This is a genomic window from Timonella sp. A28, assembly GCF_051200815.1.
In the GTDB taxonomy this organism is placed as follows: domain Bacteria; phylum Actinomycetota; class Actinomycetes; order Actinomycetales; family Cellulomonadaceae; genus Timonella.
This window is the reverse complement of the sequence record NZ_CP195159.1, coordinates 287,119-310,487: the sequence shown is the minus strand read 5'-3', so window position 1 is coordinate 310,487 and position 23,369 is coordinate 287,119. Positions and strand designations below refer to the sequence as shown.

At 51.8% G+C, this 23,369-nt stretch carries 22 protein-coding genes; 12 read left to right on the top strand and 10 right to left on the bottom strand.

Translation table 11 applies throughout. The features are described 5' to 3' along the window. Positions 1 to 84 precede the first annotated feature (84 nt). The 6 genes from epsC (at position 85) to ACR9EC_RS01490 (ending at position 4,668) form a co-directional block, all read left to right on the top strand. The gene (gene epsC / locus ACR9EC_RS01515) at positions 85 to 747 is read left to right on the top strand and encodes a serine O-acetyltransferase EpsC (protein ID WP_435299763.1); all 663 of its coding nucleotides are present in this window, start codon (positions 85 to 87) and stop codon (positions 745 to 747) included. Between the two features lie 89 nt (positions 748 to 836). Next, positions 837 to 1,190, top strand: coding sequence for a GntR family transcriptional regulator (locus ACR9EC_RS01510; protein WP_435299762.1), 354 nt, complete (start codon positions 837 to 839; stop codon positions 1,188 to 1,190). 77 nt (positions 1,191 to 1,267) lie between these two features. Further along, positions 1,268 to 1,897 carry a hypothetical protein gene (locus tag ACR9EC_RS01505; RefSeq protein WP_435299761.1) on the top strand — a complete coding sequence of 210 codons (630 nt, stop codon included), beginning with the start codon at positions 1,268 to 1,270 and terminating at the stop codon, positions 1,895 to 1,897. Then, the gene (locus ACR9EC_RS01500; protein ID WP_435299760.1) at positions 1,878 to 2,177 is read left to right on the top strand and encodes a hypothetical protein; all 300 of its coding nucleotides are present in this window, start codon (positions 1,878 to 1,880) and stop codon (positions 2,175 to 2,177) included. The genes ACR9EC_RS01505 and ACR9EC_RS01500 overlap by 20 nt, the downstream gene beginning before the upstream one ends. Positions 2,178 to 2,268: 91 nt before the next feature. Beyond that, on the top strand, positions 2,269 to 3,336 hold the full coding sequence (locus tag ACR9EC_RS01495) for an LLM class F420-dependent oxidoreductase (RefSeq protein WP_435299759.1): 1,068 nt from the start codon (positions 2,269 to 2,271) through the stop codon (positions 3,334 to 3,336). A gap of 36 nt (positions 3,337 to 3,372) precedes the next feature. Further along, positions 3,373 to 4,668 carry a GNAT family N-acetyltransferase gene (locus ACR9EC_RS01490; RefSeq protein WP_435299758.1) on the top strand — a complete coding sequence of 432 codons (1,296 nt, stop codon included), beginning with the start codon at positions 3,373 to 3,375 and terminating at the stop codon, positions 4,666 to 4,668. A 69-nt stretch (positions 4,669 to 4,737) separates the two neighbouring features. Here ACR9EC_RS01490 and ACR9EC_RS01485 read toward each other — a convergent pair whose 3' ends face one another. Together ACR9EC_RS01485 and ACR9EC_RS01480 are read right to left on the bottom strand one after the other, a co-directional pair. After that, positions 4,738 to 5,733: an Fpg/Nei family DNA glycosylase gene (locus ACR9EC_RS01485; RefSeq protein WP_435299757.1), complete on the bottom strand. Its 996-nt coding sequence runs from the start codon at positions 5,731 to 5,733 to the stop codon at positions 4,738 to 4,740. Further along, positions 5,734 to 6,186 (bottom strand): ribose-5-phosphate isomerase, encoded by a 453-nt coding sequence (locus ACR9EC_RS01480; protein WP_435299756.1) that lies wholly within the window; start codon positions 6,184 to 6,186, stop codon positions 5,734 to 5,736. Positions 6,187 to 6,340: 154 nt separating this feature from the next. Between ACR9EC_RS01480 and ACR9EC_RS01475 the strand changes: the two genes are divergently transcribed. Beyond that, positions 6,341 to 8,341, top strand: a complete 2,001-nt coding sequence (locus ACR9EC_RS01475; RefSeq protein WP_435299755.1) for a M13 family metallopeptidase — start codon at positions 6,341 to 6,343, stop codon at positions 8,339 to 8,341. A gap of 80 nt (positions 8,342 to 8,421) precedes the next feature. On the opposite strand, the gene ACR9EC_RS01470 is transcribed toward ACR9EC_RS01475, so the two are convergent. Next, entirely contained in the window at positions 8,422 to 9,057 is a 636-nt protein-coding gene (locus ACR9EC_RS01470; RefSeq protein ID WP_435299754.1) for a hypothetical protein, read from the bottom strand. A gap of 117 nt (positions 9,058 to 9,174) precedes the next feature. Beyond that, positions 9,175 to 9,789: a mycothiol-dependent nitroreductase Rv2466c family protein gene (locus tag ACR9EC_RS01465; RefSeq protein WP_435299753.1), complete on the bottom strand. Its 615-nt coding sequence runs from the start codon at positions 9,787 to 9,789 to the stop codon at positions 9,175 to 9,177. A gap of 147 nt (positions 9,790 to 9,936) precedes the next feature. Here ACR9EC_RS01465 and pepN point away from each other — a divergent pair, with 147 nt between their 5' ends. Next, complete coding sequence (gene pepN, locus ACR9EC_RS01460) at positions 9,937 to 12,483, top strand: aminopeptidase N (RefSeq protein ID WP_435299752.1); 2,547 nt, start codon at positions 9,937 to 9,939, stop codon at positions 12,481 to 12,483. 61 nt (positions 12,484 to 12,544) lie between these two features. Then, positions 12,545 to 13,561 carry a toxin-antitoxin system YwqK family antitoxin gene (locus tag ACR9EC_RS01455; protein ID WP_435299751.1) on the top strand — a complete coding sequence of 339 codons (1,017 nt, stop codon included), beginning with the start codon at positions 12,545 to 12,547 and terminating at the stop codon, positions 13,559 to 13,561. Here the strand turns inward: ACR9EC_RS01455 and ACR9EC_RS01450 are convergent. Next, a complete protein-coding gene (locus ACR9EC_RS01450; protein ID WP_435299750.1) occupies positions 13,548 to 15,656 on the bottom strand; it encodes a 4-alpha-glucanotransferase in 2,109 nt (702 codons plus the stop codon). The genes ACR9EC_RS01455 and ACR9EC_RS01450 overlap by 14 nt on opposite strands. 84 nt (positions 15,657 to 15,740) lie before the next feature. Here ACR9EC_RS01450 and ACR9EC_RS01445 point away from each other — a divergent pair, with 84 nt between their 5' ends. Next, a complete protein-coding gene (locus ACR9EC_RS01445) occupies positions 15,741 to 16,667 on the top strand; it encodes a mechanosensitive ion channel family protein (RefSeq protein WP_435299749.1) in 927 nt (308 codons plus the stop codon). Between the two features lie 8 nt (positions 16,668 to 16,675). Here ACR9EC_RS01445 and ACR9EC_RS01440 read toward each other — a convergent pair whose 3' ends face one another. Together ACR9EC_RS01440 and ACR9EC_RS01435 are read right to left on the bottom strand one after the other, a co-directional pair. Then, positions 16,676 to 17,194: a PTS sugar transporter subunit IIA gene (locus tag ACR9EC_RS01440; RefSeq protein WP_435299748.1), complete on the bottom strand. Its 519-nt coding sequence runs from the start codon at positions 17,192 to 17,194 to the stop codon at positions 16,676 to 16,678. A gap of 2 nt (positions 17,195 to 17,196) precedes the next feature. Next, positions 17,197 to 17,427, bottom strand: coding sequence for a glucose PTS transporter subunit EIIB (locus ACR9EC_RS01435; protein ID WP_435299747.1), 231 nt, complete (start codon positions 17,425 to 17,427; stop codon positions 17,197 to 17,199). A gap of 264 nt (positions 17,428 to 17,691) precedes the next feature. Here ACR9EC_RS01435 and ACR9EC_RS01430 point away from each other — a divergent pair, with 264 nt between their 5' ends. Next, positions 17,692 to 18,099: a globin gene (locus ACR9EC_RS01430; RefSeq protein WP_435299746.1), complete on the top strand. Its 408-nt coding sequence runs from the start codon at positions 17,692 to 17,694 to the stop codon at positions 18,097 to 18,099. 36 nt (positions 18,100 to 18,135) lie between these two features. Then, a complete protein-coding gene (locus ACR9EC_RS01425) occupies positions 18,136 to 19,059 on the top strand; it encodes an acyl-CoA thioesterase (protein ID WP_435299745.1) in 924 nt (307 codons plus the stop codon). 41 nt (positions 19,060 to 19,100) lie between these two features. Here the strand turns inward: ACR9EC_RS01425 and ACR9EC_RS01420 are convergent, their stop codons facing one another. From ACR9EC_RS01420 to ACR9EC_RS01410, 3 genes are read right to left on the bottom strand one after another with little or no spacing between them, the layout of a single operon-like run. Further along, positions 19,101 to 19,583: an acyl-CoA thioesterase gene (locus ACR9EC_RS01420; RefSeq protein ID WP_435299744.1), complete on the bottom strand. Its 483-nt coding sequence runs from the start codon at positions 19,581 to 19,583 to the stop codon at positions 19,101 to 19,103. A gap of 31 nt (positions 19,584 to 19,614) precedes the next feature. After that, on the bottom strand, positions 19,615 to 21,390 hold the full coding sequence (locus tag ACR9EC_RS01415) for a GTPase (protein WP_435299743.1): 1,776 nt from the start codon (positions 21,388 to 21,390) through the stop codon (positions 19,615 to 19,617). Further along, complete coding sequence (locus ACR9EC_RS01410; RefSeq protein ID WP_435299742.1) at positions 21,387 to 23,357, bottom strand: dynamin family protein; 1,971 nt, start codon at positions 23,355 to 23,357, stop codon at positions 21,387 to 21,389. Before ACR9EC_RS01410 ends, ACR9EC_RS01415 begins: the two co-directional genes overlap by 4 nt. Between the last annotated feature and the right edge of the window lie 12 nt (positions 23,358 to 23,369).

Genomic DNA, 23,369 nt, shown 5'->3' with positions numbered 1-23,369 from the left:
CCCCTGTGGGGTGTCCTGCCTGCGATCACAGGCAGGACACCCCACTGTGAGCGTTGTCGCATGGTGCAGCGGCATATTTTTTGATTGCTGCGTGTTGTCATTGCTAACGAATTGATTGATCAAAGCATTCACGTGAAAAGCGTTGCGAAAGAGGGAACACTGGTGTCTGCATTTACTCGCGCTTATAGATTGCTTAAAGAAGATCTTCAAGCTGCACGTGACCGAGATCCTGCCGCCCGCACTACAGCTGAGATTGTGCTTGCGTATCCTGGATTGCACGCTTTGTGGTCGCATAGGTTAACGCATCGCTTGTGGCATATTCGCGGTTTAAAGCTTCCAGCCCGACTCTTATCGCAATTTACTCGGGCTCTCACTGGCGTTGAGATCCACCCTGGTGCTGTTCTTGGTCGGCGCATTTTTATTGATCACGGCATGGGCGTCGTCATTGGAGAGACTGCTGTTGTTGGTGACGATGTGACGTTGTTTCATTCTGTGACTTTAGGTGGCCGTTCGATGTCGCACGGTAAGCGTCACCCAACGATCGGCAACGGTGTCGTTATTGGGGCTGGTGCCCAAATTTTAGGCGCCTTGTGGATCGGTGATTATGCGCAAATCGGTGCCAATGCGGTGGTCGTTAAGGATGTTCCAGCGAACGCTATTGCTGTTGGTGTGCCTGCTCGCATTAAAGACAGGCCCGCTCAAGCGCCTGTAGTCGAGTTTTGCGAGGATCCCGCAATCTTCATCTGATAGGCGCCGTATCGATTGAGTATCTTTTGCGTCTATGTTTAACACGTAAAAACTTGTTTTAGTTTGAATATAACAAGTATTATTAAGCCATGTTGTATAAAGTCGATCCGACATCAACTGACCCCATATTTGAACAGCTTGCGCATCAAATACGTGTCGCACTACTCGACGGCACATTACGTTCAGGAGACAAACTGCCCTCTGCTCGAGACATGGCAGCGGCTTTAGACGTCAACCTTCACACGATCTTGCATGCATACCAATTGCTGCGAGACGAAGGACTCCTTGAACTGCGAAGAGGGCGTGGAGCCATCATCACCTCAACTTCGCACGCCATCCCCCAGCCTGTGCACGACGCACTGACGCTCTTTATCAAAGAAGCACACAAAGCGGGGCTCTCCAACGACACTGTTTTCACGCTGGTAAAGGAATCTCTCAAATGAAATCCGCTGCCCCAACGACACAGCCCACTAGACGCATACACCCCTTATTTTATGTATGGTCACTAGTTCTACCGCTCATGTTTATTGCAGCTGGAATATTCATCCCCCTGCAATGGAAAAATGACCTACCAGCGACACTACCTACACACTGGGGAAGCAACGGCCCCGATGCTTTCGGCACACTTACCGAGTTCCTTGTTGTTCCATCGGTCACATTCGGTCTCGTCATCGTGTTTTTTGGAATTCTGTTCCACGTAATCGCACGGGATATCTCTATTCAACGGATAGGAATCGTAGCCAATATTTTTGTAAGTGGGCTCAGCGCTTCCATCACTATTTCAACAGCGGCCCAAGCCCGCGGTGTTACAGATCCAACCACAATAGATTTTCCTGCCGCAGTGGTCTCATTCAGTGCACTAGGCTCACTAGCTTTAGGGCTTCTCTTGAGTCTGTCTCTGCCCCGGCCAACCTACGAAGCAGCCCAAGGTTTGCCTGACGTGACCGCACCTCGCGCAGACCTCACCGTGCACGAAAACGCTGCGTGGTTTATACGTCAATTTTCTGCCTCTAGCGTCTGGTTCGGAATGGGATCGATCCCAACGGTAGCGATTCTAGCTTTTCATTACCCATGCGTGGGTTGCTCTCATAGTGGTTCCCTTCCTTGCCTTTGCTTTACTGGCATTGTTTATGTGGGATGTTCGAGTTGACTCGTCAGGTTTCTCTCTGCGGTCAGTTCTCGGCATACCTAAAAAACATATTCCACTCGCTGAAATCGAATCCGCACACGTCGTCCAAGTCTCCCCCTTTCGTGATTTTGGCGGCTGGGGCTGGCGCAGCAACCTAGACGGAACCGTGGGGGTCGTTTTACGACGCGGGGATGCGCTAGAAATTCACTCAAGTGGAGGCCGAAAATTCCTCATCACCGTTGACGAAGCAGAACAAGCGGCCGGACTACTCAATTCCCTCGTTGAACGGTCGCGCTCATAAACACCTGACCTTTATGTCCCGGTGCGCAGGCATAAGACAACGGCTCCATTTAGGCTGACAATGACAGCCTCAGCACGGCAAAGGAGCCAGCATGCGCATCGGACTTAACCTCGGTTACTGGCAGGCAGGCCCACCCCCAGACATGGCTGCAACTCTACGCACAGCAGAAGAAGCCGGCCTTGACTCTATCTGGACTTCAGAAGCCTACGGATCGGATGCGTTAACCCCACTAGCGTGGTGGGGTGCGCATACCACCACGCTTCGACTTGGCACTGCAGTCATGCAAATGAGCGCCCGAACACCCACCGCTGCGGCAATGGCCGCGCTCACCCTTGATCATCTAAGCAACGGTCGATTCAACATGGGATTAGGGGTCTCGGGCCCACAAATTGTTGAAGGCTGGTACGGGCAACCGTACACTCGTCCGTTAGAAAGAACCCGCGAATACATTAGTATCGTGCGGTCCGTATTTCGCAGAGAACAACCAGTGTCGTTTTCTGGAAAGCATTATCAGCTTCCGCTCAGCCCTGAAAACTCGTCTGCCTCCGTTCCAGCGATGGGTTTAGGCAAGCCTTTAAAGTCAACGGTGCACCCCTTACGTACCAACTTACCCATACATCTTGCCGCAGAAGGCCCAAAAAATATTGCTTTAGCAGCAGAACTGTGTGACGGTTGGCTTCCTTTTCTCTACTCCCCCACACTCGATCACGGATTTCGCGATTTTCTTGCTGAAGGTTTCGCACGTCGACCCGATGCGCTCTCCCCTCAACAAGAATTTGAAGTGAATGCCACTGTTCCTGTTGTCCCCCATGAGTCCGTCGAGCACGCAGCCCAGCAGATACGGCCTTTTCTTGCCTTATATATAGGTGGCATGGGTGCCAAAAAAGCTAATTTTCATAGGGCCGCGCTCGAACGTCTCGGATATGCGAAAGTATGCGCTGACGTCGCGTCCTTGTATGAGCAAGGAAAAACTGATGACGCAGCGAACGCCATTCCTCTCGAACTTATAGATGAGGTCGCACTCATTGGCCCAGTCAAACGAATTGCAGCCAACCTACATGCCTGGGAGAAGTCTGTTGTCACCTCAATTTTGGTTCATGGCCCTCTCGAAGCAGCATTAGCACTCGTCAAAGCACAATCGTTAAATCAGAAAAAATAACTTGATAGGGAATATTTCCAATGGTCAGATTGCTCTATGACCCTTCCACATGGATTCTCATACACCCAATTAACTGAAGCTGATAAACGAGCACTTATCGATCTTGACCTATGGGTTTTCCCCTCTGATATTGACATCGATAAATATATGAAACGTCCACTACCCGTTGAGTTAAGTCGCACTCGGGTAGTAACAACTGAAGATCGACGCTTTGTGGCTTGTCATGCCTCATACGAATATCAAAATTTCCCAGTCCCCGGTTCTTCTGTAGCATGCGGCGGACTCACATGGGTTGGAGTGCACCCGCAATATCGCAGGCAAGGACTGCTCCGCTCAATGATCACTCAACACTTACAAGACTGTGTAGACCGCGGCGAAGTTATCTCTACGCTTTTTGCCGCTGAACCAACAATTTACGGTCGGTTTGGGTATGGACTCGCTTCATATGATCTCAGGTGCACTATAGGTCGTGGAGCTGCACTACGTCCCCTCTTTAACGACGACGAAACCGCAGACCTAACAATCCGCATTGAAACGTACTCACCTGACGAACACCAACAACTCATTGAAGAAGTTCATGCACAAGGCGGACAAAATGTTGGTGGTACTGGACTGAACCGTCCTGGGTGGGCTTTGCGTGAGACACCAGGCCTCATCAGTTACATGCACTCTGACGTAGATCTTTCGACAGGCAACGAACAACAACGTATTGTCATCGTGGAACGCTCTGGAAAACCTGTTGGTTTTGCACGCTTCCGTCGCAAAACTAACTGGGAAAATACCGGACCTTCAGGGGCAGTCAATGCGGGTGAAGTAGTCGCATTGGACCCTGCAGCATCACGCAAACTGTGGTCAGTTATCACCGACTTTGACCTCACTAGCACTGTCACGGCTTTCATGATCCCCGTCGATGACCCAATCGTCGGTTTGTTAGAAAACAACCGTGCAATCAGCATGAATCATGTCGATAACGTATGGACTCGTATCATTGATCTGCACAAGGCTTTAGCTCAACGACAGTATGCAGCAGACGTTGATGTCGTCCTTGAAGTTACTGACCCGCTACTGCCACAAAATAATGGTCGCTGGCGCGTTTCAGCTCCAGCGTTCGGTGGAGCAGACGGAACTGAACAGGCAACAGTAACAGCTACAACTGATGCAGCAGACATCAGCCTCAATGTGCGCGAACTCGGCGCTATCTATCTTGGTGGGGTATCCCTTGCTTCACTGGCTGCTTCCGGCCAAGTAACCGTGCACAACCAGCAGGCTGGCATTCGTGCTTCTGTAGCATTCGGCTGGCCAATTGCGCCAATGTCGAGCTGGGTCTTCTAGTTAGCGTCATTAAATGATGGGGTGCACTCAACGCAGTGCACCCCATCATTTGTTTCTATACAGAACGAACTATTTTTGGCAGCGTGGGCACCAATACAGTTTTCGTGCTTGCATCTCACCAAGGGAAATCGGTTCGCCGCAGATCCGGCACGGTTGTCCCTGCCTGTGATACACATAAAACGACTGCTCACGTGGAACCGCGCCAGGCTCATCATCCGTATTTTGTCGAGTAATGGCACGATTTTCCATGACGCCACTCAGATCTACACCTTTAAGACGATCTTCCGGCTCTGTTGTCACAATCGCGCCATAGGTCACGCCGTATTCCATCAGGACAACGAGATCGTCCCACATCGCACGTACTGTTTCGCGCGGAACGCTACTACCGGGCATAAACGGCGACACATTATGGCGGAAAAGAACCTCTGCACGGTAAATATTTCCGACGCCTGCGATGACTGCTTGATTCATGAGAAGAGCGCCAATTGCAGTACGTGATTTCGCGACTTTGCTGATGAATTTTTCTGCATCTGCGTCAGGCCTAATTGGGTCTGGCCCTAACTTCCCGGCAGCAATACGTGTTTCATCCCAAGTGAGAACCTCACATGCGGTTGGTCCAGTAAGATCTGCGACAGCGTGCTCTCCAATGAATCTTGCTCGCACCTGCCCGCGCGGTTCCGGTGGCTCCCACGCATCATTCACCTCAGTTACAAAGGTCTCTTGAGTACCATCACTCATGACGAGTTCACGTTCACCAATACGTTTACGAGGTGCGCCAATTGCATGCGCTACACGCACTGTCCCATCACCCGTAAATGTCCATGAACCATACAGTCCTAAATGAACGCGCAACCATAACAAATCTTCCTGGCCCACGTGCGTGGATTCGCCAAACCCCAGAAACATTTGTTTCCCAAAAGCTTCGGCTTGTACAAGCACAAGACCGTCAAGGAGTGCCGCACCGTGAGCGAATCGGCCTTGTGGGCTCGTAACAGTAATCACCTCGCCCACAAACAATGAAGTGAATGTGCGGGCGAGGCGATGAACGGTATGTCCTTCCGGCATTTAAGAGCGTTCTACCTCGTATGCCGACAACTGATCTATGCGTCGCTGGTGGCGTGCATCTCCACTAAACGGCTCAGCCAAATACGCTTCAACAAATGAGGCTGCCTCTTCAACAGTGTGTTGACGCGCTCCGATAGCAATCACGTTAGCGTCGTTGTGTTGACGCGCTAGTCGAGCGGTGTCGATGTTCCACGCCAATGCGGCGCGGACACCGTTAACCTTATTTGCCGCGATCTGTTCACCGTTACCAGAACCACCGATCACAATACCGAGTGAACCCGGTTCTGAGACAACAGCCTCACCTGCTTCAAAGCAGAAGGACGGGTAGTCGTCTAACGCATCGTATTCATGTGCGCCGTGGTCCACAACATCGTGGCCTTTTTCTGACAGGAACGCCACCAAATAGGCTTTGAGCGCGTAGCCTGCATGGTCTGAAGCAATATGTACTCGCATACCTCCATCATGCCTCAGAGTTGACGTTTTTGGGTCTTCTTCAGCGCTCTCGTACGGTGATGTTGCACATGCGAGTACACATAGGGTTCTTCAATCAGCGAACCCACACATGTTCTCCTTCAATAACATTGCACCGATGTTCTAGTGTTATTGCATGACTCCTAACAGCACGGATGCGCTCCGCAGTGGCATCAAAAGTAACGAATTTTCGACTTCCGTTCGCCCTCAAGACGACCTTTACCGTTACGTAAATGGTCCGTGGATTGACTCCTACGTCATCCCAGATGATCGTGCGTCAGACGGTGCTTTCCGTAGTCTCTTCGACCAAGCCGAAGAAAACGTAAAGAACATCATCACTGATCTTGCAGCAAAACCACTTGCCGAACTATCCGGCGTAGAGCAGCAGATCGGCGGCTTATACGCCTCATTCATGAACACTGACCGCATCAATGAATTAGGGGCATCTCCGTTAGAAGCAGATTTCTCAATCATTGATGGTCTCACCGACCTATCAAAGCGTGCCCGCGCGCTTGGGGAACTCCAGCAAACAGGTGGAGTTAACGCGTTCAACTTCTACGTCGACAACGACTCAAAAAATCCTGAAGAATACGTTGTATTCATGTATCAGGGTGGGCTTGGGCTACCAGACGAAACCTATTACAGCGACGACAAATATGCTGAAGTTCGGGAAAAATATGTTGCCCACATCGCACGTATTTTGCAGCTCGCTGGCCGCGCCTCGGATGAGAACGCTAACGAAGCAGCCGCACGTGTTCTAGCCCTAGAAACCAAACTAGCAGCGCACCACTGGGATGTCGTCCGCGACCGTGATTCAGAGCTGACATACAACCCTATGAGTTTTGACGAGCTCATTGCGCTAGCGCCAGGCTTTGACTTTGCAGCATGGCGTGACGGCGTGAATGTTCCAGCCGGTTCCCTAGACAAAGTTGTTGTACGGGAACCTTCCTTCTTTACTGGTTTTGCAGACGTGTGGGCTTCTGCACCGCTTGAAGAATGGAACGACTGGTTTACCTTCCACATTATTTCTGGGCGTTCGCCACTCCTCACAGACGAATTTGTAGAAGAAAACTTCGACTTCTACGGCCGCACACTATCCGGCGCAAAAGTTGTCCGCGAGCGCTGGAAGCGCGGTGTCGCGATGGTGGAAGGTTCGTTAGGTGAGGCTGTTGGTGAAGTGTATGTTGCCCGGCATTTCCCACCTTCGCATAAGGAGCAGATGGATCGTCTGGTCAATTATTTGATTGAGGCCTACCGCCAGTCCATTACTGAGCTGGATTGGATGGGTGAGGACACCAAGGTTAAGGCGTTAGCTAAGTTGGATGCTTTTACTCCGAAAATCGGGTATCCGGTGAAGTGGAAGGATTATTCTGGGCTTCACATTGATTCAGCTGATCTTGTTGGTAATGCTCGTCGTTCTGCAGCGTTTGTAACGTTGCGTGAGTTGAACAAAATTGGTAAGCCGTTGGATCGTGATGAGTGGTTTATGACTCCTCAGACGGTTAATGCGTACTGCAATTTTGGGATGAATGAGATTGTGTTCCCGGCAGCGATTTTGCAGCCTCCGTTCTTTGATCCTGATGTTGATGATGCCGCGAATTTTGGTGGTATTGGTGCTGTGATTGGGCACGAGATTGGTCATGGTTTTGACGATCAGGGTTCAAAGTATGACGGTTCTGGGAAGCTTGAGGATTGGTGGACGGCGGAGGACCGTGCAGAGTTTGAGAAGCGCGCTGAGGCTCTTATCGAACAGTACAACGTTTTGGTTCCCCAGCAGTTGAGCGACGAGCACACTGTTAATGGTGCTCTTACTATTGGTGAGAACATTGGTGATCTTGGTGGGCTTTCTATTGCGTTGAAGGCTTACGCTATCGCGTTGGGTGGTTCGCTTGAGGATGCCCCTGTGATTGATGGTATGACGGGTGCGCAGCGTGTGTTCTACTCGTATGCGCAGGTGTGGCAAACCAAGATGCATGATGAGCTGATGGTGCAGCGTTTGGCAACGGATCCGCACTCTCCGGCTGAGTTCCGGTGCAATCAGATTGCCGCGAATGTTGATGAGTTTTATGACTCGTTTGATGTTTCTGAGGGTGATGCTTTGTATGTTGCGCCGCAGGATCGTGTTCGTATCTGGTAGATCGTAGTGTGTGATCTATAGGTAAAGGGTGGTTACCCCACAGTGTGGGGTAACCACCCTTTGTGGTTGACACGGGTGTGTTAGAAGGTTGCGATTCCTGCGCGGGCTACGTTAAAACCGCGGCTAGAGGTTGTGTCTAGGCATTTCATTCCTGATTGGGAGGATTCGCAGGTGAAGTTATGTACTGTTTGGCGGCTTCCGTAGTTGAGTACCGTTACGCTTTTCTCTGCTTTTTTGGGTACTTCATTTTCGGTTATGCAAGGTAGTTCTGTGCCGTTGTCTGATAGCTTCACAACATACCCGATATAGCCTTGGCATCCTGCCTGATTTTTTTCAGGTTTGCGGCCGAGTTTAGCTATAGAGCAGGTAGCTCCTTCGGAGGAAATGTCACACCAAATGTTTCCGCTTGGGCTGGCAAACATGACTGGTGCGACGGTTGGGCTTTCGTCATCGTCTGGGTCTGACTCGGCATCGTTATCTGTAGTATCTGTACTGTCTTCGCCGTTGTTTCCGTTATCACTGGGTGTTGCTGGGGTAGTGATGGAGGATGCTTGAGGCGTTGACGGGGAAGATAATGCTTTTCCGGCTAGAACTATCGCGGAGATGATAAGGAATGCATCGATAACGACGATAGCGATGATGACTTTATTCAGTTGACTCAATGACAACCGCGAAAGCCACGGCTGGTTTTGTTGGTTGTTGTAATGCTGAGACATATGTACCGATCTTTTTCGCTGACGTGCTCCACTAACCTACCTGTGGCGGATAGCAAGTTGGGAACGCCAATGTGGTGACCAGTCCCCCACAACTTTGCGATCTGCGGTGTTGTGGAGTTAATCGAAGATAGGTCCTGTTGTCCGTGTGCGTTTTAATTCAAAGAATCCAGGGGTTGAAGCAACGAGGACGCAGCCGTCCCATAGTTTTCCGGCGTCTTCTCCACGTGGGGTGGGGGTAACGACCGGCCCGAAGAAGGCGGTGTTGTTAAAAGCAACGATGGGTGTTCCTACGTCTTCTCCGACAAGTGTGATTCCTTGTTTGTGGGACAAGGTGAGTTCTTCGTCGTAGTCGGTTGAGTCGTATGCGTCAATGAGGGATTCGGGGAGCCCTACTTCGGCTAATGCCTCAATAACTACTTGCTTGCGGTCGGTGCGTCCCTGCGGATGATAGCGGGTGCCAATAGCGTCATATAGCGGTTTTAAGACCTGTTCGCCGTGGTGGTGTGCGGCTGCAATGAGTGTGCGCACTCCACCCCAACCGTCGTCCATAAGTTCGCGGTAATGCGGGGGTAGTTCACGGTCGGCGTTTAAGACCGATAAGGACATGACATGCCAGCGCACGGTAACGTCACGCACTTGGGCGACTTCGTCCATCCACCGTGAGGTCATCCACGCCCACGGGCACAGTGGGTCAAACCAAAAATCAGCGACGTTGTGGGTGTTTGATTCCATGTGTCATTCCTTTACGTAGTGTGTGTGGCACTCTGTGTGGATGCCATTTGGGTAACAACCACAGCAGTGTGTGCATTCCCGCATGATCATATGGTTCTTTTTTCGTGGGACAATGCACCATACCCACTTTTCACTTAGGAGGCTTACATGCCCGCAGAGAACCTCACGCGCGCCGAAGCGCAGGAACGTTCACAGAATGTTGCTGTCGAGTCCTACGAGATCGCCCTCGACTTAACGACTAGCCCAACGACTTTTGAGTCACGCACCACTATCCGCTTCACCGCTGAAGCTGGTTCGTCAACGTTTGTTGACCTTATCGCTGCTGAAGTAAACGCCGTTGTTTTGAACGGCGTTGAACTTGACCCTGCACGCGTGTATGCAGAATCACGCATCGCGTTGGATGGGCTTGCCGCAGAGAATGTCCTTGAAGTGGCAGCGCAGTGCGTATACATGAACACTGGTGAGGGCTTGCACCGTTTTGTGGACCCGGTAGATGAAGAAGTCTATGTGTATTCCCAGTTTGAGGTTCCTGATTCACGACGCATGTTTGCAGTTTTTGAACAGCCAGACTTGAAAGCAACATTCCAGTTCACTGTTACTGCACCTGCCGCGTGGGAAGTTGTATCCAACCAGCCCACGCCTGCACCAACTGTTCTAGACGAAGGCAAAGCAACGTGGGCGTTTGAGCCAACACCACGTATGTCGTCGTACATTACTGCGCTTGTTGCTGGACCTTACGATGTGCAACGCTCAGAATTGACGTCATCTGACGGACGCATCATTCCGCTTGGTGTGTTCTGCCGTAAGTCGCTGTCGCAGTTCATGGATGCCGACTACATTTTTGAAAAGACTCGTCAAGGGTTCGAATTCTTCGAAAGCCAGTTTGATTACCCATACCCGTTCGACAAGTACGACCAGCTTTTCGTGCCAGAGTTTAACGCTGGCGCAATGGAAAACGCTGGGTGTGTAACGTTCACCGAAACCTACGTATTCCGTTCTAAAGTCACCGATGCGGTCAAGGAACGTCGTGTTGTCACGGTGCTGCACGAACTCGCACACATGTGGTTTGGTGACCTTGTCACCATGAAGTGGTGGAACGACCTGTGGCTTAACGAATCATTCGCGGAATGGGCTTCTACCCTCGCAACAGCGGAAGCAACCGAATGGAAAGGCGCCTGGACGACATTCAACGCCATGGAAAAAACGTGGGCGTACCGTCAAGACCAGTTACCTTCCACTCACCCCATCGTTGCAACCATCAACGACCTCGAAGACGTATACGTCAACTTTGACGGCATCACATACGCTAAGGGTGGCTCGGTGCTCAAGCAGCTTGTTGCTTGGGTTGGCCTCGAATCCTTCATGAAGGGTGTTTCCGCATACTTTAAGAAGCACGCGCACGGCAACACGGAACTGAAAGATCTACTCACGGAACTTGAAGCAACATCTGGCCGTGACCTCTCTTCATGGTCGCGTCTGTGGCTGGAAACCGCTGGTGTCAACACTCTACGTCCTGTTATCGACACAGACGAGGACGGCACAATCACCTCGTTCGCTATCGCTCAAAGCGCACCAGAAGACTACCCAACAATCCGCCCCCACCGCATGGCCATCGGGTTCTACAACTTTGACGCCGACGGCGCACTGGTCCGCACCAACCGAGTCGAACTCGATGTTGACGGTGAACTCACAGACGTGGCAGAACTCGTTGGTCTCACCCGCCCGGCATTGATTCTGCTCAACGACGACGACCTGGCATACGCCAAGATCCGACTCGACGAACAGTCACAGCACGTCGCTAAAGAATCCCTTGGATCAATCACCGACCCGCTTGCTCGCTCCCTCGTCTGGGCAGCGTTGTGGGATGCAACCCGTGACGCTGAATTCCCTGCATCAGACTATGTAGCGTTGGTTCTTAACCACATCGCTGGGGAAACAGAATCCACCACCATTCGTGCCGCGCTCAGCCAACTCTTGCTGACCGCACACAGTTATGTTGCCCCTGAACGTCGCGCATCCGCTGGTGTTCTTGTTGCAGATGTGCTGTGGAACCTCGCCCAAGACGCAGAACCTGGATCAGACGCACAGTTCCAGTTCGTGAAGTTCTTTGCAGCAACCCCAGCAACCGACGACCACGCTAACGTGCTCTCTGGACTGCTTGACGGTTCCCTCAGCCTCGAGGGCCTCACCATCGACACAGATTTGCGTTGGGAACTCCTTGAAGGCCTCGTCCTCCTCGGTAAAGCAGGAAACGACGACATCGATGCTGCCCTCGCCCAGGACAACACCGCAAATGGCCGCCAAGCCGCAGCGCGTGCACGTGCCGCACAACCAACCGTCGAAGCAAAGCGTGCCGCATTCGATTCCATCTTCGTCGACACAGACGCACCAAATGCGATTGTGCGAGCAACCGGACTCGGATTTAACCACGTTCACGACCCGGCCGTACTGACTGAACTCGTCGAACCATACTTCGAATCAGTCACTCGCGTGTGGGCTGAACGTTCCTACCACATCGCTTCACAAATGCTGGAAGGCTTCTACCCAAGCCCACTCGCACATGAAGCACTGCGCGACGCAACACAGCGCTGGCTCGACGACAACAACGACGCACCACCAGCATTGCGCCGCGTCATCGTCGAAAACCTTGCCGGCGTTGAGCGTGCACTCAAAGTAACTGCCGCAGACAAGTAAACACGTCAGGGTGGGGTACACGATTACATCGCTACCCCACCCTGCGCGTTACCCTTAAATCATGGTGACGCCCACATACCACTTCGACCCGCACACCCTGCGTGAAGTAGCTGACGACCCAGAAGCAGCAACCAACCACGCAAACACACTGCTCGCACAGTATCGTGCCGCCCAATTATCGCCAGAACAACAAAAAGCGCTGGCCCCTCAACTTATCTTTTGGTTGCGTGTCTCCGGCCAATACAGCCGTGCAGAAGAAGTAGCCCGCACCAGCCTGAAACGTGCAGGCGGCGAAGACATCTTAGACGACTTAGATAACCCCACCGCTCTGGTAACAGTCCCACCCAAATTACGGCGCACCGCGCTTCGCCTCGCAATAGCACTACACGCAAATTCAGGCGATGACCCAAACAAAGAAGCCCTCGCAGAAGACCTCTTTGATGCGTGCATACCCACACAACCAGACAGCCTATGGCTCATCAAAAATCCAGAAACCACGGAACTTGAATCATTAAGTTTTGCCTTACAGCATCGGGCAAAGTTTCGCTTTGCTTTAGAGGACTACTTTGGCGCATTACGCGACGCCAACCTTGCCTACTCGATTCGCACCCACATTCGTGCTGCTAACGATTTACAAGAATCTTCGCAGTTCACAGTCACCACAATTCTCAACACCATCGAAGAGCACATCGAGCAGCAAGTAAACGCTGCGGGGGCCTCCATCACCACAGAAATGTTCGCAGCAGGTGACCGCTCCGGATACGGCGCCGTATCTGGGACACACCGCATCGGCCCGTGGCTGTTCTGGTTTAAAGGCGGACGCGTCAAATCTGCGGGACTATACCTCAACGACCAACTTCACGGACCATGGGTGTGGTTCCGCGAGCGCGGAGGGCTCTTACAAGAAGGCAACTTTGTTGAAAGCCTCCAAGAAGGGCCGTGGGTGCGCTACTTCGCCAACGGCCGCATCTTAGACCGGGGAACATTTGTACGTGGAGAAAAAGTAGGACGCTGGGAGTACTTCAACGAAGACGGATCATTGAAGAAAGCCCAAACCCACAAGGTTAAAAAGAAATAGCTGCCTCACGTTTGTTATAGCCTCGGCTTTCCCGTAACGCTGCAATATGCGATAGCAGTTGACGGGCGCGAGCACTATCAAACAGGTTCTCCACTGTTATAGGAGACCCTGAGGAGTCATTAACGAGTAGGTTGTATTGCGGATATTGGTCGTCGGCTTGAGACACGCTCATAGCTCGACGTTCGCCGACTGCATCGGTAAGAGAAATCGACACGGAAGGTGCATCTGATTGTGCGCATGACGCATAAATGGCTTCTATGAGTTCGCGTTCCGTCAGTTGGCTGCTGAGTCGTCCTTGCTGTGCCAAAGCGGCAACAACATGGTCGCGGCGTTGCTGAGCTATTCCTCGGGCAGCGCCGGTGTAGCCGTGTTCGTCGTCGACTCCTAAACGTTCACGCAGTTCGATGTCTTCTCCGCTGAGGATGCCGGCAAGCGGGGCACCGTACATGTCACCTACAGAAATATCTGTGATGCCTGCAATGTTGTGGACGGGTGGTTGCATTCCGGCGATGTCCCAGCGCACCGAAATACCGAAACCGCGTGATTTTAATTCTTCGAACATCCATGATTCGAGGCCTGCAGCGTCAAAGAGGATTTCGATTTTTGTTTGTCCGCTCATTACTGCGAGAACGCCCAAGATCAAGTCGAAGTCTGTTGCTACTTCAACGTAGTCGTCAACGTTTCCTGATTCTGGTGCCCAGTGTTGGCGGAAAATTAAGTCAGCGTGGTTGAAGATGACCCGCGCGCATGTTCCTTCCAATGATTTCATCATGCGAATGTAGTGGTTTGCGATTCGGCGTTTGTGGCGGGTTGGGTGCAGTGGGGCAAACGCTGATTCTAAACTTACGAACTGCTCGTACCAGTTCACAACACCAAAGTGTGGAATGACAGCGTTTTCTAACGCTAATGCGTCGAAACTGTTTACCCCGATACCGACGGACATTTCGCGGACTAAGCCACGTGATCTGCCTTGTTGTGCTTCGCTATGCGCGCCTGAAAGCTGCTGGCTGGCGACCCATTGCAGCCATTTTGCGAACTCAATGTCGCGTGCAGTTATCTGCACGCGACGATAACTTTCTGTGCTGTGCTCCAGTGTCGCTTCTGGGTGTTGGGTGAGCCACCATTGGGCAAACTCGTGTAGGTCGGCTCCCCCAGATTCACAAAATTCTTGGAATGACACTTGCCGCGCATACTGTTTGGGGACACCAAAAATAATTTTTAATGCAGAAAGCTTTGCATGCCATACGGTTGTGCGGTCAATGACGCGAGGGGCTTCTGCCCCTTCTTCGAGTTCGAGAGGTTCATATGACCATTCGATGAGTGAACGATCAGCCGAGGTAACATATCCGCTTTCACGGATCGCTTCGATGCGGATATAGATCGGGTCAATGTATCTGTTGCTTTCTGGGCATCGAGAATCTTGTCCGATGCCCACGGAACCGATACGCAAAAAGTTTGTTTTGGAGTGTAAAGCAGACAACACCGCGGTATCAGCGATGTCTTGGAAGTCTCCAATACCCCACGAGTTTTCAGACCGTAACGAGTGCGGGAGATACGCGAAACCGTATCCACGAGATCGTGAAAAAGGCATCGATGAGGGGCGAACCACAAGTAGGCAACGGGCTTGGTCTGATTCACTGCGGGCTCTGATCGTGTAGAGACCTGGACGCAGGTTGACCGGAAGTTCAAACGTTGCGCGTCCTACTTCACGGCCTTCAACAGTCCGTGGGGTCACATAAACATCGAGTTGGGTGAGGTCTTGGACGTGCCGGCCGGTGTCGTCGTCAAGCCACGCCACAACTGTTTCACCGTGATGAACATGTACGGGAAGGTTGTAGGTATGTCCAGAAACAAGCACAAGAGTTTCTGGAAGCATACGGCGCCATTCGTCGTCGACCAGCGCTAGGCTTTCCACCTCAATACGTTCAGGTGTTGACGCGTCAACACCCAATGCGCGAAGCACCTGGACCACAGCACGCTGTGGGAGGGGGTGTTCGTTCCCATGCGCATCGGTTCGCGTTGAAGACACTCCGTGTGCTTGCGATAATTCTTCAACACTAAAAGTTGATTTCTGGTCCACAGCTTGCTCTTCCACAACTCGATCGTGCCAGAAAGCGACGGTTCTCCTGGCGATTGAACCTGTTCACCAACTACTGCACTTGTGAGTAGTCTTTACGGTATGTATTTGCCCACTCTAGCGGTCTTCCAAGCCGCCTCCAATGGTGACCACACTGCAACTTTTCTGGGAAAGACTGCTGCGCAATGGTGGGAGTTCTTTCTTGATGTCCCCCTAAGCATCCTCATCATTGTAGTTTTAGCTTCAGTTGTTCTTGTTATTTCGCGGAAACTTATCAAAAATTTGTCGGAGCGAATAGCCAATGGAACAGACAAGCCCTTATTTGGCTCCTCCGAAATTGGGAGATCTCTCCTCACCACTAACCCCCTCACAACTGCCCGCCGTGCACAGCGCGCCCGCACAATAGGGTCTGTTTTACGCTCAACTGTCTCAGTGATTGTTGGGGCATCTGCAGTATTAATGATTATGGATACGTTACGCATCCCTATTGCGCCGTTACTTGCATCTGCGGGTGTAGTAGGTGTTGCCTTAGGTTTCGGTGCACAGTCACTCGTGAAAGACTTTCTTTCTGGAACCTTCTTAATCTTGGAAGACCAGTATGGTGTTGGCGACAAAGTAACAATTGGTGATGTGCAGGGAACAGTAGAATCTGTTGCTTTACGAGTCACAAAAGTCCGTGATGGAGACGGGACCCTATGGTACTTGCGCAACGGTGACGTGTTGAAGGTAGGAAACAAAACACACGGCTGGGCCGTGGCAGCCATTGAAGTCAACGTCCCATACACCTGCGACCTCAATACGGTACGGGAAACTTTGGCTGATGCGGCGCACTCTGTAAAAAACGATCCTGAGGTTGGCCGTCATATTCGAGGAGTTCCCACAGTAAGCGGCATCGAATCAATGAGCGCAACAACGTTATCTCTCACCGTTCAAGCACGCACAGAACCTGCTCAACAGTGGGAAGTAAGCCGCGCACTACGCGAGAAAATCCGCGAAGAAATGACCGCGAAAGAACTCCCACTTGCTTAACAACAGTTTTACAGCGGTGCCGGCACAGTCTCGTGAGTGTGCACCGCTGTTTCTGTTGGAACACTCCAATGCATAATTATTTCGTCTGCTGCGACGACATCACCCTCATCAACCACCCAAGTTACGTGGTCTTCTTGAGCCTGCACTAAAACAATAGGGCACACCAGCGAATATCCATGCTGTTGCGCAACAGCGACATCCCAAGTGACAAGCACATCGCCTTGTGTCACGTAATCGCCTGCGCGTACATGCACTGTAAATCCGTCGCCGCGTAAGTTCACGGTGTCTACACCTAAGTGCACCAATGCACTGTAGTTACCGGATTCAATTGAGAACGCATGAGGTAAGGCAGCTGTAACATTCCCCGAAATAGGGGCTCTAACGTCAACGATGGAACTGGTGGTTTCGGGCAATAATGCACGTCCAGGCCCTACGACATTGTGCGCAAAAATATCGTCGGGAACATGCGACATCGCGACCACCGTTCCACAGAACGGGGCCGCGATACTTATCGGTTCGTTTGACACAACTACAACTTTTCGTGCAACTCTACCGCTAAGTTATCTGCTTCAGGTCCCACAATGACTTGAATGATTCGTCCTGAACGAACAACACCAAAGGCACCAGCATTTTTAAGATTTTCTTCGCTGATAGCGTCCGCGTTACGAACTTCAACCCGAAGACGTGTAATGCATGGTTCCAGTTCAACAACGTTTGAACTACCACCAAGCGCATCAAGGATTTTTTGTGCTTCGATCATGTGACACATCCCTTTTCTGTGCGCACCACACCGACTCAAACGGCATTCGCACGGCCAGCCAAAAGCCCTTCACAGTTGCCACGCATAACAACTAACTCGAAGTCTTCAGCACGAATATTTACCTTATTCAGGCTACCTCACCTCAAACGTTTACATGCGGAGATACATGGCCACTCAGCGAACTTCTTACCGGAGATCCTTGATGTGATTGATCTGACTTGGGTTGTCTAGTGTATTTGGTCGGTTCTTTGTCATAGTTGAAGGGTGACAGTATCTCCTCAAGATGGTTCAACCCGTGAGTCGCTGTATGAAGCGATGGGCGGACGAGAAACGTTTGAAAAGCTGGTTCGGGTCTTCTACCAAGGGGTCGCCGACGACCCACTCCTGCGGGACATGTATCCCGAAGAAGACTTAAAACCTGCCGAACGTCGCCTTGTATTATTTTTAGAACAATATTGGGGCGGCCCAAACACCTACTCACAAGAACGAGGACACCCTCGTCTGCGAATGAGACACGTACCGTATAAGGTCAATCCTGAAGCTCGAGACGCATGGCTGAAACACATGCGTGCAGGTGTAGATGCGTTAGGGCTCGCCCCCATGTATGAATCAATGCTGTGGGACTATTTAGAACGTGCCGCCCATTCCCTAGTGAATTCGTTCGATGAGTAAACGTGAGTATGGTACTCGCCAAAGTGTGGAGTGTTTATGACTTTTCAGGATCCTAAAAAACAGCAGCGCACTGCCTACACCCCTGATGTTCGCCTTATCGAACAGGATCCTCTCGCGCATCTCTTACGCGTGCTCGACCTTGAATATCACGGAGATGCAACCGGCGAAGACATTTATTCCGGGGAAAGCATGCACCAGCCGAATGGCCGAGTGTATGGCGGGCAAGTCTTGGCGCAAGCGATTCTTGCTATGGGGCGCACGGTTGATCCCTTGCGTATGCCGCACTCATTGCATGCATATTTTTTGCGGGCCGGTAACATTAACCAGCCGATTGACTTTGCTGTTGAGCGGCTACGCGATGGCGGGTCTTTTAGTGCCCGACGAGCACACGCATATCAAAGCGGGCAAGCAATCCTTTCTGGAATTATCTCGTTCCAAGAAGACCAAGAAGGTCGAGCATTAGCGGCAGAGATGCCTGATGTGGAACGGCCAGAAAACCTACCGTCAACACATGACGTGTTATCCACTATCGACCATCCGGTGGCAGCGTTTTGGACCCGTCAAAGCGCATTCGATATTCGTCATGTTGAACCGTCTATTTATTTGCAGCCGGGTCCGCAGCGCACGACGCGTCAAGCAGTGTGGATGAAGGCGCGCGGTACAGTCGACGCTGATCAGTTAACCCACCGTGCATTGCTCACCTATGCCTGCGACCAAATCATGTTGGAACCGATTTTGCGTGGTCTCGGTGAAAGTTGGCTCACTCCGCGTCTTTCTGTAGCGAGTTTGGACCACGCTATTTGGTGGCATCGTGACGTGCAGGTAGATGACTGGTTCTTGTTCGTTCAAGATTCGCCGAGCGCTCAGGGTGGACGCGGACTTGGTTCTGCACGTGTATTCCAACACGATGGGACTCTTGTTGCGACGACCGCTCAAGAAGGCATGATTCGTCTGCCGTAACGCGTATAGAAAGTGGCGTCCTTGGATGAGGGCGCCACTTTTTAGTTGCTACGGCGACGATGCCGGAGTTTCACGGGAAAGTCCACGTATGGCAGCCATGTTTCGCGTTCTTGGGCTGAGATGCGGCGGGGCGTGTTTGTTGCGGTTTCTACCAGAACAATCGTTGTGATTGCTTGCGCGTAGATGGTTGGGGTTGAGCCGTCGTGGGTGTCGTCGCGAATGATGTAGCAGACGTCTAACGACGCCCCACCAATGTGTCCGATCCACAACTCCACGATGATGGGGGCACGCTTATAGGTGAGTGGCTTGAGGTATTCGATTTCTTGACGGGCGACAAATGTTGCTGTCGCTGATCCGGGGCTGGCATCAAGTATCCCTGTGTGATGAGTGGACGTTTCTGAAGCCCAGAACGCTTCGATACGTGCGATTTCTAGCAGCCGCATCATGTCTACGTTGTTGACGTGGCCGTAAGCGTCCATATCCGACCAGCGTAAATGTACTGGGATTTCTATTCTGGTACTCATTGCTTCTCCGTGCAGGGTTGAATATGTGTTGCTAGCGTGCCGCTACAAGTGCAGCTAATGCGCATGTTTCTAACTGTTTACGTGCGCTCTGCACCTGTTCAATAACGTTTTTGTGTGCAACATCGTGTATTGCCTTATGTAGTTCATACGCTATGGTGCGCGATGTTTTTCTCGCATATGCGACGGACAACACTCTAGCTATGAGCGCTGTACACACTCCAAGGAAAAGTCCTGCCACCGTTAAAAGCGTGGGTATGGGGAAGCCTTCAAAGTTTGGGGTGCTCGGCACTTCAATTCGTAGGTATGCGGCGATAGCCAAAACGGTGAGCCACCCCAAACCTAAGGTGAGTACTGCAAGGAAGGTTTTGTTGAGTGCAGATATGAGGCCCCACCAGCGGGCACGCGGCAACGTAATAGTTGGGGCGTGTACGACCGCCGCATCGAGTTCGTCGACGATGTCTACGTGTGTCACATGTTCGGAAACATTCATGCGCCACTGTTCCGGACCGTACCGGGTGGACTGGTCAACGTAGGTTCGTACAGCGGTTAGCGCGCGTGCTTGCGTTCCCGTATGTGAGAAGCCTCGTGAAGATCGTACGGTGCGGGGCACAACAACATGATCTGTGGAGCGTGCATGCTGTTCGTTTTCTTGGGGTCGCGTGTGGCTCCCCCACGTGTGGCTTAATCCAAGAGTGCGTAGGGGGTCTCGTCGTAGTCTCGCAATCCATGCGGTAAGCGGCCAGGCAGTGGCGATGTGGCTTCGCCTGAGCGATGAGTCATATACGGCATCAACAATAGAATCGACCCCTGCAGCATGGCTAAGTTGAGTAACAAGTTCTGTGTTGAGCCGGTCAGCTGTGCTGACTTTGCGTTGATTTCCGCATTCGTTGTAGATGAGTTGTGCACAGTGTTGAATATGTGCGGTAAGCGTATTCGCTTGGATTGTTCTGCGCTCTACTGTGCGTTCAAGAAGAGCACCCAGCGTTGAGATGCCTTCGCCTGTAACAGTTGATACGCCGACGACCGTAGCATGGTCATTGCCATGTTGTGCGAGTATGCGTCGCAAGTCAGCTAGGCATTGTTCTGTGTCTGCCTTTGTCAGCCTGTCAATTTGGTTGAGCACAACGTACATGTCGGTGTTGTTGTGAAAGTCACGGAGCTGGGCGTGCATGGCTTCGTCAGCATATTTTTGTGGGTCTGTTACCCAGATGACTGCGTCAGCGCGTTGGGTGAGTCGCTGCGATATGACTCGGTGCGCTGTCATGATGGAGTCGAAGTCTGGAAGATCAACAAGGATGAGTCCTTGACGCAGTGTTGTTTCTTCCGCTGCAGAGGTGTCTTCACTGGCTTCTGTTTTGCGCCATGCCAGACGAAGGCTTGTGAGTTTCTTTGCTGCTCGAGCAGTGTCACTTACCGAAATATAGTGCCGTTGTGGGATCTCGAGCCAGTCTAAGAGTTGTGCACTGTCGTGTTGGTTATCTAAATGTGCCGGCTCAAAAACGACTGCTTGAGGTTGGGCGGTCGTAGGCCGTTTCGAGGACACCTGCGCGCTTGTTGTGCCCGTCAGTGTGTTCAACAGCGAAGATTTTCCAGCACCTGTTGGGCCAGCAATAGCCACAACAGTATGGTCGAAGGACATGTTGAGTCGGGCGCGCGCTATCGCTGATTGTTCTTCTGCGGCTTCAATCGTTTCTTGCGACAGCCACCCGCGGCCTGCTTCTAATGCTTCGTCGAGGGCGCGCACACGTGTTTCAACTTCACGATTAAGACGACGAATCGCGCGATTGTCTGCTGCACGCTGCATCATGATTTATCACCTTTGTCCGACCGACGAAGAACCTGCCACCACCGTTGTCGTGAGGTTTCTTGCGACAAGGTAGGTGCATGTTCTTCGTGATGCGTGTGGTGTGTTTCTGCACTATCTATCGGCACATACACTCCCCCAACAAAGGGTTGGTCAGGCTGATTTTTTGTTCCGCTGAACAGCCCTAATTCTGGTTTTTTCGGGATGTGCTGCTGTATGTGTTGTGCAGCTGTCAATGTTTGCTGGCTGATTGTGTCGTCAAGGTGGAGTGCATCTAGAAGGTTAAGGAAGCGCTGCTGTTCTTGGTCAAGTAACACAGTGATTCGGTGATGCAGGTCGTGTTGTGCCTGCTGAGCCAGTCTTCGTACGGCGTCCTCGCCAAAGATTCCCTCTAAGAATCTTTGTGATGCTACTGCTGTGCCGCCAGCAATACCGATTTCTGCGCCCGTTAAACCACCCGTTGACGCAAACACAACGGTCATTAATGCTGCGCCGAGCCCATTCGTGCCAAACGCTAATGCTCTGGCGCGTGCGCGTTTAGGGGCTCCTGCTTCCTCCACTAAGTGCAATATTCCGCTTTGCCATTCGCGTATCTGATATTCCACTGCATGAGTGAAACCTGTGCTTGATGTGGCTAAAGCTTGGTTGCCGTTTAACAGTTTTTTTCCAGCGCTGTCATGGAACCAAGCCGTATATGCGCGTGAAGCAGCCGTATCGTTGTGGTCTTTTATCACCGCAAGCAAGATGTCCCCTACTGCATCTTGTACGCGGGGTGCGGTTGCTCGTCCGCGAAAGAACCCTGCTACTTTATCGCGTGTGTGCGAAATTTTTTGTTCCACAGATCGCATGAACTCGCCAGTGCCAACATAGTCTTGCCAGCGTGTGAGAACCTCACCACGCAGCATTGAGCCGTCTTTCATAGCGTCAAAAATATGTTCTTGAGCGCGTTCGTATGGCGCGGTGACTGCTTCTGTAAGTTCGTCTTGGCGTTGATGCTGGGTTTCTGCGTGAACAGCGAGTTCTTCTAGGTTGTGTGCAAGAGACTCTATCGCGCCGTTTCGGGTGCTTGTGATTGCCCCGTCACGCATCGCTTGTGATGTGGCAATGTCTGCGAGCCAGTGAGCTATATGGTTTATTTCGTTGTGCGGCACCATGCCGTCGTCTAGTGCCTGTTCATACACCACAAACAAAGGGCTTTGTTTGAGTCCGTTGCTGTTGAGCATGGAACGAAAATCTGCTACGACGTCGTCGTCATTGGGCGCAACCCTATTCATGACGATGGCTACGTGTACGTCGCGTTCCACAGCTTCTTGTAAGGCCGCCCACGGTACTGCATCGGCGTAACGTGCGGCAGTCGTCACAAAAAGCCACAAGTCTGCGGCCAAGAAAAGCTGGGTTGCTCGCGCCCTATTTTCGTCGACAACAGAATCAACATCTGGTGAGTCGATAAAGGCGATCCCCTGTGGCATCGCATCCGTGGAAACAAGCCGCAATTCGTCACTGTGTCGTTCATGCGCGCCAATCGAATGCGTGTGCGTGTATTCACGGGCGAAACTCGGCAAAATGCGTGGCGTTGTAAACCATTCTTTGTCTGCCGGATTGTGCACAAGCGTAGGGTGACGTGTTGTTGGCCGTAATGCACCAGGTTGGGTTACACGTTGCGCCAACACAGAATTAATAAGTGTCGACTTTCCTGAACCTGTAGAACCGCCCACCACAATTACCGCAGGGGCATTCGTGTTTTCCAAACGAGGCAGTAAATAATCATTAATGTGCCGCGCTGCGCGCTGCGCCTGCTTACGCGCATGAGGCGCATCGGCTGTTTCTAGCGGAAACTGAAGCTTTTCCAGCATTGTGCGGGCCTCTTGCACAACTGCGACGAGTGAAGCGTCAGGGACAGACTCTGCATACGCATCTGGCTGATCAGTGCGTTTGTCTGATCCGGTGGGGGTCGGTTCGTGCGAAGTCATATATGCATTGTC

Excerpts from the sequence above, each read along its gene's own strand:
- ACR9EC_RS01510 (WP_435299762.1), top strand. The coding sequence starts at position 837 with ATGTTGTATAAAGTCGATCCGACATCAACTGACCCCATATTTGAACAG.
- ACR9EC_RS01505 (WP_435299761.1), top strand. The coding sequence starts at position 1,268 with ATGTTTATTGCAGCTGGAATATTCATCCCCCTGCAATGGAAAAATGAC.
- ACR9EC_RS01500 (WP_435299760.1), top strand. The coding sequence starts at position 1,878 with ATGTGGGATGTTCGAGTTGACTCGTCAGGTTTCTCTCTGCGGTCAGTT.
- ACR9EC_RS01495 (WP_435299759.1), top strand. The coding sequence starts at position 2,269 with ATGCGCATCGGACTTAACCTCGGTTACTGGCAGGCAGGCCCACCCCCA.
- ACR9EC_RS01490 (WP_435299758.1), top strand. The coding sequence starts at position 3,373 with ATGACCCTTCCACATGGATTCTCATACACCCAATTAACTGAAGCTGAT.
- ACR9EC_RS01485 (WP_435299757.1), bottom strand. The coding sequence starts at position 5,733 with ATGCCGGAAGGACATACCGTTCATCGCCTCGCCCGCACATTCACTTCA.
- ACR9EC_RS01480 (WP_435299756.1), bottom strand. The coding sequence starts at position 6,186 with ATGCGAGTACATATTGCTTCAGACCATGCAGGCTACGCGCTCAAAGCC.
- ACR9EC_RS01475 (WP_435299755.1), top strand. The coding sequence starts at position 6,341 with ATGACTCCTAACAGCACGGATGCGCTCCGCAGTGGCATCAAAAGTAAC.
- ACR9EC_RS01470 (WP_435299754.1), bottom strand. The coding sequence starts at position 9,057 with ATGTCTCAGCATTACAACAACCAACAAAACCAGCCGTGGCTTTCGCGG.
- ACR9EC_RS01465 (WP_435299753.1), bottom strand. The coding sequence starts at position 9,789 with ATGGAATCAAACACCCACAACGTCGCTGATTTTTGGTTTGACCCACTG.
- pepN (WP_435299752.1), top strand. The coding sequence starts at position 9,937 with ATGCCCGCAGAGAACCTCACGCGCGCCGAAGCGCAGGAACGTTCACAG.
- ACR9EC_RS01455 (WP_435299751.1), top strand. The coding sequence starts at position 12,545 with ATGGTGACGCCCACATACCACTTCGACCCGCACACCCTGCGTGAAGTA.
- ACR9EC_RS01445 (WP_435299749.1), top strand. The coding sequence starts at position 15,741 with ATGTATTTGCCCACTCTAGCGGTCTTCCAAGCCGCCTCCAATGGTGAC.
- ACR9EC_RS01435 (WP_435299747.1), bottom strand. The coding sequence starts at position 17,427 with ATGATCGAAGCACAAAAAATCCTTGATGCGCTTGGTGGTAGTTCAAAC.
- ACR9EC_RS01425 (WP_435299745.1), top strand. The coding sequence starts at position 18,136 with ATGACTTTTCAGGATCCTAAAAAACAGCAGCGCACTGCCTACACCCCT.
- ACR9EC_RS01420 (WP_435299744.1), bottom strand. The coding sequence starts at position 19,583 with ATGAGTACCAGAATAGAAATCCCAGTACATTTACGCTGGTCGGATATG.
- ACR9EC_RS01415 (WP_435299743.1), bottom strand. The coding sequence starts at position 21,390 with ATGATGCAGCGTGCAGCAGACAATCGCGCGATTCGTCGTCTTAATCGT.
- ACR9EC_RS01410 (WP_435299742.1), bottom strand. The coding sequence starts at position 23,357 with ATGACTTCGCACGAACCGACCCCCACCGGATCAGACAAACGCACTGAT.